The sequence below is a fragment of the Kitasatospora sp. NPDC059817 genome, from assembly GCF_042731835.1.
Lineage (GTDB): Bacteria > Actinomycetota > Actinomycetes > Streptomycetales > Streptomycetaceae > Kitasatospora.
In genome coordinates this window covers 1-7,080 of sequence record NZ_JBHWIR010000268.1, presented here as the reverse complement: position 1 = coordinate 7,080, position 7,080 = coordinate 1, and the positions used below count along the sequence as shown (strand labels likewise).

Genomic DNA, 7,080 nt, shown 5'->3' with positions numbered 1-7,080 from the left:
CCCGGGGCCCGCTCGCCCGCCTGGCCGGCCCGGACGGCGACGTCCGGCTGCACGCCGAGTACCGGCGCCAGCTGGACCCGGACGCCGAGTACGACCGGCTCGCCGCCGGCTGAGGCCGGGGGCGCCGGAGCCCGGGCGCACCGGAGCCCGCCGGGGGCTTCGCCGACGCCCGCCCGGGGCGTAACCGGCTGCCGGCGGCTACCGGTACTCGCGCAGGCGCGGCCGGACGCCCAGCGCGGTGAGCGCGAGCGCCGCCGCCAGCGCGCCCGCGGCCAGGGCCGCCGTGCCGGCGTCGAGGTCGCCGTCGGTCGCGGCGACCGCCGAGTCCATCGCCTTGGCGTTGACCGCGATGGTGTCCCCGATGGCCGTGCTCAGCTGGTCGAAGTCGTAGTTGGACTGCCCCTGGGAGAGGCCGGTGTTGAGCGTCACCGCCTCCTTCAGCCGGCCCTCGTCGCGCAGCGCGCGGATCTTCCGGTCGTCCTGCTGGTACTGCTGGAAGGCGGCGAGCACCCGCTCGGCGGCGTCCTGCTCGCCGGGGAAGGTGATGTTGTGCAGTTCGGTGCCGAGGTAGCCGCCGAAGGGGACGGCCGTGTGGTCGGCGCGGTGCCGGGCCGCGGCGGCCGCCAGCTGGGCGTTGTAGTCGGCGAGGCTGGCGCCGTCCAGGCGGGCGATCGCCTGGGTCTTGTCGAGGAAGCTCTGCTCGTAGGCGGCCGCGCGGGACGGGTCGGTGAGGTAGCGGCTCTCGTCGGCGTTCAGGTCGAAGGCGACGGCACGGGCGCGGCTGAGCGCGATCACCGAGTCGTAGGCGTTGCTCTTGGCGGTCACCAGGTGGTCGTCGGCGCGGCTGACCAGGTGCAGGCCGATCGCCAGCACGACAGCGGTGAGCAGCGTGACTGCGGCCAGCGCCGGGTTGACGACGCGGTGGTAGCGCACCGCCAGGACGCGCTGGAGCCCGAGCAGCGCGGCGAGCGCGAGCAGGCCGACCGCGAGCAGCCACCACCAGCCGCTGCCGAGGGCGTCGCGGCGCTCGGTGTAGACCTGCTCGACGGTGGCCTCGTTGGCGGCGGTGACCTGGTCGGCGGCGGGCAGCAGTTGCTGGCGCAGCAGGTCGGTGGCCTGGCGGTAGGCGTCCAGGGCGGCGGGCGAGGGCTGGCCGGCCGGGGCTTTGGCCTGCTCCTCCAGCAGCTGGGCGCGGGCCACCAGGGCCTCGTAGCTGCCGAGCCGGCCGAGCACCTGCTGGACGGCGCGCTGGCCGGCCGGGTCGGCGGCCGCGGCCTGGGCGGCCTGTTGGAGGTCGCCGTCGGCCTGCGCGCGGCGCTGCTCGTAGGTGTCGAGGGTCTGCTTGCGCAGCGTCGTGTAGTCGGGGTCGGCACCGACCAGCAGCAGGTTGGCGGCCTGGGCGTCCATGTCGCTGAGCGCGAAGTAGAGGTCGGCGGCGCGGGTGGCCTGCGGGGCGGCCCGGTGGCCGATGGTGTCGGTGCCGTCGCGGGCCCCGCCGAGGACGGTGGTGGCGGCCGCGCCGAGGCCGATCAGGGCGGCCAGGCTGAGCGCGGTGAGGCCGCGGACCAGGCGCGGGGTGGTCCAGTAGGCGCGGCCGCCGACCGTCCGCGCGCCGTGCCGGAGCCGGGCCAGGGGGCTCGGGCGGGGGGTCGGGGCGGCCGTGGCCGGGGCTGGGGCCCGGGCTGGGGCCGGTTCCCCCGCCTGATCGGGTTCCGTCCCCGGGGCCGTCTCCCCCGTGGTGGCCGTCGTGCCCGCTGCCGAGGTGGTCATGGCCGCACGTTCCTCTCCCCCGTTGTACGGTCCGCCGGGGTTTCCTGCTGAAACCGGAGCAGAACCGTTTCTCTCCGCCGGGCGACGCTAGTGCCGCGCCACCTGCGGGAAGCCGCCCCCTGACGGCTCCTTGACGCCGCCGGGCGCCGTTCTTGACGCATCCTTAGCGACCGTCCCCGGCGCCCGGCGGTGCCCGCCGGTTCGCGGCGGCCCTCAGCGGTTCGCGGCGGTTCTCGGCGGTGGTGAGTGGTGATGGGTGGTGGTGATGGGTGGTGGTGATCGGTGGTGGCCTGCGGTGGTGGGCGGGTCAGCCCTGCCCGGCCCGGCGGCCGCGGTTCGCCGTGTTCTTCCGCCGGGCCCTCCTCTTGCGGGCGCGCTTGGACATCGTGTGCTCTCCGATTCCGGGGAAGGGCTTCAAGCGGCCTGGCCGACCAACTGGTCCGCCAGCTTGACCAGGCGCTTCAGCGAGCGCTCCTCCTGGGCGGCCTGCGCCACCGGCGCCACCGAACCGCCGTCGTAGTAGGCGCCGTTGGCGACCGCGACGTCCGGCAGGCAGAGCCGGACGACGGCCGCCGCGCCCTCCACCGCCGGCGCGCCGGCCCGCCCGTACAGCGGCAGCAGCGCCGTGTCGCACAGGCCCGGGTTGAGGCTGACGGCGGTGATGCCGGAGCCGGCCGGGGCCATGTCGGCGGTCGCCATGGTGAGCGCGAGCTGCGACTGCGCGTACGCGGCCACCCGCGAGTACCTCTTCACCCGGTGCGGGTCCGACCAGTTCATCGACGCCGTCCGGTGCAGCGAGGACGAGACGTTGACGATCCGGGCGTCGCCGGACGCCGAGAGCGGCGCCCGCAGCAGCCTGGCCAGCAGGTGCGCGGCCAGGAAGTTGACCTGCAGCGAGACCTCGTTGCCGTCGTCGGTCAGCGTGCAGCGCTCGGGCGCCAGCGCGGCGGCGTTGTTGACCAGCAGGTCCAGCGCCGGGTAGTGCTTGACGACCGTGCCGGCCAGCACCGCGACCTCCGAGAGGTGGGTGAAGTCGGCGGCCAGCTCGACGAGTTGGCCCCGGCGGGCGCCGGCGTCGACCAGCCGGGCGACGGCCGCCTCGGCCTCCGGGGTGGTCCGGGCGTGCACCAGCACGGTGGCACCCAGCCCGGCGAGCAGCCGGGCGGTCTCCCAGCCGATGCCGGAGGAGGCGCCGGTGACGAGGGCGGTACGAGCGGACAGGACGGATTCGGACATGACCGTTCCCAGGGTGCGGGGCACCGCCGGCCCTGTCCGGGCCGGGGTGCGGGCTCAAAAGACCTGATGAGATGCGGAACTCGCGCGCCCGCCCGCACCCCGCGCCGATCGGACGACGGGGCGGGGCGGGGCGCGGCACGTGCCGTGCCCTCCGGCGGGGAGGCGCGGATCAGCGCACGGCGATGGCGGCCGCGACGACGCGGACCGGCGGCCGCGGATGCGGCGGGCGGTCGTGGTGGCGTGCCGGGCGGTTCATGCTCCTCATCCAACCGGCGGGCGCGGACCGGGGCAAGCGCCGCACCGCCGCCCTGACGAATCCCTGACGCCGGGCGAACAGCCGTGCGGTCGGCGCCGGTTGCGGCAGCCGGTCAGTGCTGCCTGCGCGGGGCCGCGCCGGCTTGCGGCGGCACGGCGGAGCCGGTCGCGAGCACCGCGCCCGAGCCGGACCGCGCCGCGCCCCGCACCAGCCGCGCCCCGCCGCGGCCCGCCGTCAGAGCCAGTTGCGGCGCTTGAAGACCACGTACAACCCGGTGCAGACCAGCGCCATCAGCCCGACCGCGAACGGGTAGCCGAACGCCCACTTGAGCTCCGGCATGATCTCGAAGTTCATCCCGTACACGGTGCCGATCAGCGTCGGCGCGAAGAGGATCGCCGCCCAGGAGGAGATCTTCTTGATCTCGTCGTTCTGCACGTGCCCGGCCTCGGCGAGCTGCTTCATCTCCTCGTTCTGCCGCTGCGAGACCAGCGTCGCGTTCACGGTCAGGATGTTCTGCAGCATCTGCCGGAAGCCGTCCACCCGCTCGGCGGCGTAGGTGGCGTGGTCGGCGACGTCGCGCAGGTAGCGCTGCAGCTCGTCGTCGGTGCCGTACTTGCCGAAGCCCGCCTCCAGGCTCTTCATGATCTCCAGCAGCGGCCGGGTGGCCCGCTGGAGCTCGATCACCTCGCGGGACAGCTCGTAGATGCGCCGGGAGACCTGCGGGTCGCCGCCGAACACCTCCGTCTCGATCTCGTCGATGTCGTGCTGGAGCCCGGCGATCACCGGCGCGTAGCCGTCCACCACCGCGTCCAGCACCGCGTACAGCACCGCCTCCGGGCCGAGCGCGAGCAGGTCCGGGTCCGTCTCCAGGCGGCGGCGCACCGCGGACAGGTCCGGTGCCTGCGAGTGGCGGACGGTGAGCACGAAGTCGGGACCCACGAAGAGGTGGATCTCGCCGAAGTCGACCTCCTCCGCCTCGTCCAGGTAGCGCGCGGCGCGCAGCACCACGAACAGCGTGTCGCCGTAGCGCTCCAGCTTCGGCCGCTGGTGGGCGACGATGGCGTCCTCGACGGCCAGTTCGTGCAGGTTGAACCGGTCCGCCGCCTCCAGCAGCTGCGCCTCGGCGGGGCGGTACAGGCCGATCCAGGCCATCGCGCCGGGCCGGTCGGGCAGTTCGCGGTAGATGTCGGCGAGGTTCGCCGGTGTGTCGATCCGCCGCCCGTCCCGGTAGACCGCCGCGTCCACCACGGAACGCTCCAGGGTGACCGGCTCGACGGGCTGGTCGGGCCGCGGATCCATCGAGTGCTCCGGCGCCGGCTGCGCGTCGGCGGGTCCGGAGCCCCCGGCAGGGCGGGAGAACGGACGCTTGCTCGCGCGCACGGCGCGCACACGCCAGTCGGACATGGCGGGTACCTCCACGGTGGGTGCCCGGTCACCGTCCGGGGACGGCGGGCCGGAGGCGCCCGGCCGGCCACCACGCGCACGGCGCGACCGGCGGCACCCCGTCGAGGACGAGGTCAGCGCCGCGCGGGAGCCGTACGGGAGGAGGAACGCCGGGTGCCGCGAATGGTGCGGGACAACCGGGGGCGGGGCCGACTTCGACCCGGACTACTGCACTCCACGGCTCTCACCTCCTCGGCTCCGCGCGCCCGCGCACCGGAAGGGGGGCCTGCACAACTCCCGCCGAGTGTAGTACCCGCTCCCGGGTGCCTACCACCGCCCGCCCCCGGGGGCGCCGCGCGACGGTGTTCCGGGCCGGTCGTGCGCCCGGCGCGTTCGGGCACCAACGGCCGCCCGTGTCCTGCCCGTTCGTCCCGCCGATGCGATTACGGGGCCGCCACCGCCCGACTACGCTACGTGTCATGACTTCTTCGGAAACGGCCCCCGGGCGGGGCACGGCGGTGGTGATCGGCGGCGGGCTGGCCGGCACGGTGGCGGCCTGGGCCCTGCGCGGGTTCGCCGAACGGATCGTGGTGGTAGAGCGGGACCGCTACCCGGCGGAGCCCACGTTCCGGGCCGGGGTGCCGCAGGGCCGGCACGCACACCTGGTGCTGGAGGCCGGGCACCGGGCGCTGGAGGAGATGATGCCCGGCATCAACCAGGAGCTCACGGAGGCGGGCGCGACGAGGGTCGCCGTCTCGGGCGATCTGAAGTGGCTCAGCTCGGCGGGGTGGATGGCGCAGTACCCGGCGCAGCTCGCCTTCCTGTCCTGCACCCGGCCGGTGCTGGACAAGGCGGTGCTGGACCGGGTCCGCGCCGAGCCCACGATCGAGTTCCTGGAGGGCGCCGACGTGGTCGGCCTGCTCGGGTCGGCCCGCACGGTGACCGGCGTCAAGGTCCGCGACCGCGGGCCCGAACGCAGCGAAGTCCGGGAGATACCGGCCGAGTTGGTGGTGGACGCGGCCGGCCGCACGACCTCGGTGCCGGACTGGCTGGCGGAGCTGGGCCACCCGCCGGTGCCCGAGGAGCGGGTGGACGCGGGCGTCGCGTACTCCTCCCGGCTGTTCCACCGCCCGGCCGGCGTCGACATCGGCTACAAGGCGATCTACGTGCAGACCAAGGCCCCGGACGCGCCCCACCTGGGCGTGCTGCTGCCGGTCGAGGGCGACCGCTGGATCGTCAGCGTCGCCGGCATGCGCGGCGCCGAACCCGAGCCCGGCGAAGCCGGGTTCACCAAGCAACTGGCCCGGCTGCGCGACCCGAGCATCCGCGAGGCGCTCCAGCAGGCCGAGCCGGCCGGCGAGGTGCGCGGCTTCGTCCCCGGCCCCGGCATCCGGCGGCACTACGAACGCAGCGCCCCGGACGGCCTGGTGGTGGTCGGCGACGCCGCCAGCACCTTCAACCCGGTGTACGGGCAGGGCGTCACCGTCGCCCTGTTCTGCGCCCGGGAGCTGCGCCGCACCGCCCTGCGCCACGGCGGCATCGGCCACGCCACGGCCCGGGACGCCCGGCGCGCGATCGCGGCCGTCTCCAAGAACCCGTGGGTGATGTCCTGCACCGAGGACGTCCGCTTCGCCGCCACCACCGGCGGACCCTCCGGCGCCCTGCTCGCACTCCAGCACCGCTTCCTCGACAAGGTGCTGGCCGGCGCGGCCCACAACCCGGCGGTCACCGCCGCCTTCCACGAGGTGATGTCGCTGGTCGCCCCGCCGACGCTGCTGTTCCGCCCGTCGCTCCTCGCCGCCATCCTGCGGAGCTGACCGGCCAGGAGCGCGCCATCGGGTGCGGAGAGAGCCGGCCTGCTCGGCGCCTGCCGGCCCGGGGCGCGCCCGGCCGGAACCGTCAGACGGGCTCCAGGTGCGCGGCCACGTACGGCACGGCGACCTGCTCCAGGGCGCCGCGGCCGAACGCCGGGTGGACGTTGACCTCGAAGACCACGCCGCCGCTCTCGGCGGCGAGGTCGACACCGGCCAGCGGCAGGCCGAGGCAGGCGACCGCGCGGATCGCCAGGTCCGCGAGGCCCCGGGGCAGTTCGGCGGCGGCGAGCGGTGCGGAGACGGCGCCGCGGCTCTCGTTGCAGGGGGCGTCCGGATCCGCCTGCACGTGTTCGACGACCCGGACCACCCGGCCGTCGAGCACCACCACCCGGTACTGGTGGCGGCGGCCGTCCGGGGTGAAGTTGCGGGCATCCCGGGCGATCAGCCAGTCCGCCCCGTCGTGCTCGTAGTGCCGTGCGGCGGAGGCGAGTTGGGCGTGAGTGGTGACGTGGAAGACGTCGTCGCCGCCCATCCCGACGCAGGGCCGGGCCCCAACGATGCCCCCCCCCCCCGCGAAACACACAGGGGCCGCCCGCCCGCCCCGCCCCGCCCCACCAAAAC

5 protein-coding genes are annotated in these 7,080 nt (G+C 75.3%); 1 reads left to right on the top strand and 4 read right to left on the bottom strand.

Annotated features, from left to right (window positions below):
- Nucleotides 1–198 precede the first annotated feature (198 nt).
- The 3 genes from ACFV61_RS32890 to ACFV61_RS32880 all read right to left on the bottom strand — a co-directional run bounded on the left by ACFV61_RS32890 (nt 199) and on the right by ACFV61_RS32880 (nt 4,666).
- Nucleotides 199–1,770: a hypothetical protein gene (locus ACFV61_RS32890; RefSeq protein ID WP_380495662.1), complete on the bottom strand. Its 1,572-nt coding sequence runs from the start codon at nt 1,768–1,770 to the stop codon at nt 199–201.
- A 414-nt stretch (nt 1,771–2,184) separates the two neighbouring features.
- Nucleotides 2,185–3,006, bottom strand: coding sequence for an SDR family NAD(P)-dependent oxidoreductase (locus tag ACFV61_RS32885; protein WP_380495660.1), 822 nt, complete (start codon nt 3,004–3,006; stop codon nt 2,185–2,187).
- A 490-nt stretch (nt 3,007–3,496) separates the two neighbouring features.
- Nucleotides 3,497–4,666, bottom strand: a complete 1,170-nt coding sequence (locus tag ACFV61_RS32880) for a magnesium and cobalt transport protein CorA (protein ID WP_063350723.1) — start codon at nt 4,664–4,666, stop codon at nt 3,497–3,499.
- Nucleotides 4,667–5,124: 458 nt separating this feature from the next.
- Here ACFV61_RS32880 and ACFV61_RS32875 point away from each other — a divergent pair, with 458 nt between their 5' ends.
- A complete protein-coding gene (locus ACFV61_RS32875; RefSeq protein ID WP_380346333.1) occupies nt 5,125–6,462 on the top strand; it encodes an FAD-dependent monooxygenase in 1,338 nt (445 codons plus the stop codon).
- A gap of 82 nt (nt 6,463–6,544) precedes the next feature.
- On the opposite strand, the gene ACFV61_RS32870 is transcribed toward ACFV61_RS32875, so the two are convergent.
- Complete coding sequence (locus ACFV61_RS32870; RefSeq protein ID WP_380495664.1) at nt 6,545–7,042, bottom strand: RimK family alpha-L-glutamate ligase; 498 nt, start codon at nt 7,040–7,042, stop codon at nt 6,545–6,547.
- Nucleotides 7,043–7,080 lie beyond the last annotated feature (38 nt).

What these genes read in the sequence shown, in the direction of transcription:
- ACFV61_RS32890 (WP_380495662.1), bottom strand. Translation starts at nt 1,770, where the DNA reads ATGACCACCTCGGCAGCGGGCACGACGGCCACCACGGGGGAGACGGCC.
- ACFV61_RS32885 (WP_380495660.1), bottom strand. Translation starts at nt 3,006, where the DNA reads ATGTCCGAATCCGTCCTGTCCGCTCGTACCGCCCTCGTCACCGGCGCC.
- ACFV61_RS32880 (WP_063350723.1), bottom strand. Translation starts at nt 4,666, where the DNA reads ATGTCCGACTGGCGTGTGCGCGCCGTGCGCGCGAGCAAGCGTCCGTTC.
- ACFV61_RS32875 (WP_380346333.1), top strand. Translation starts at nt 5,125, where the DNA reads ATGACTTCTTCGGAAACGGCCCCCGGGCGGGGCACGGCGGTGGTGATC.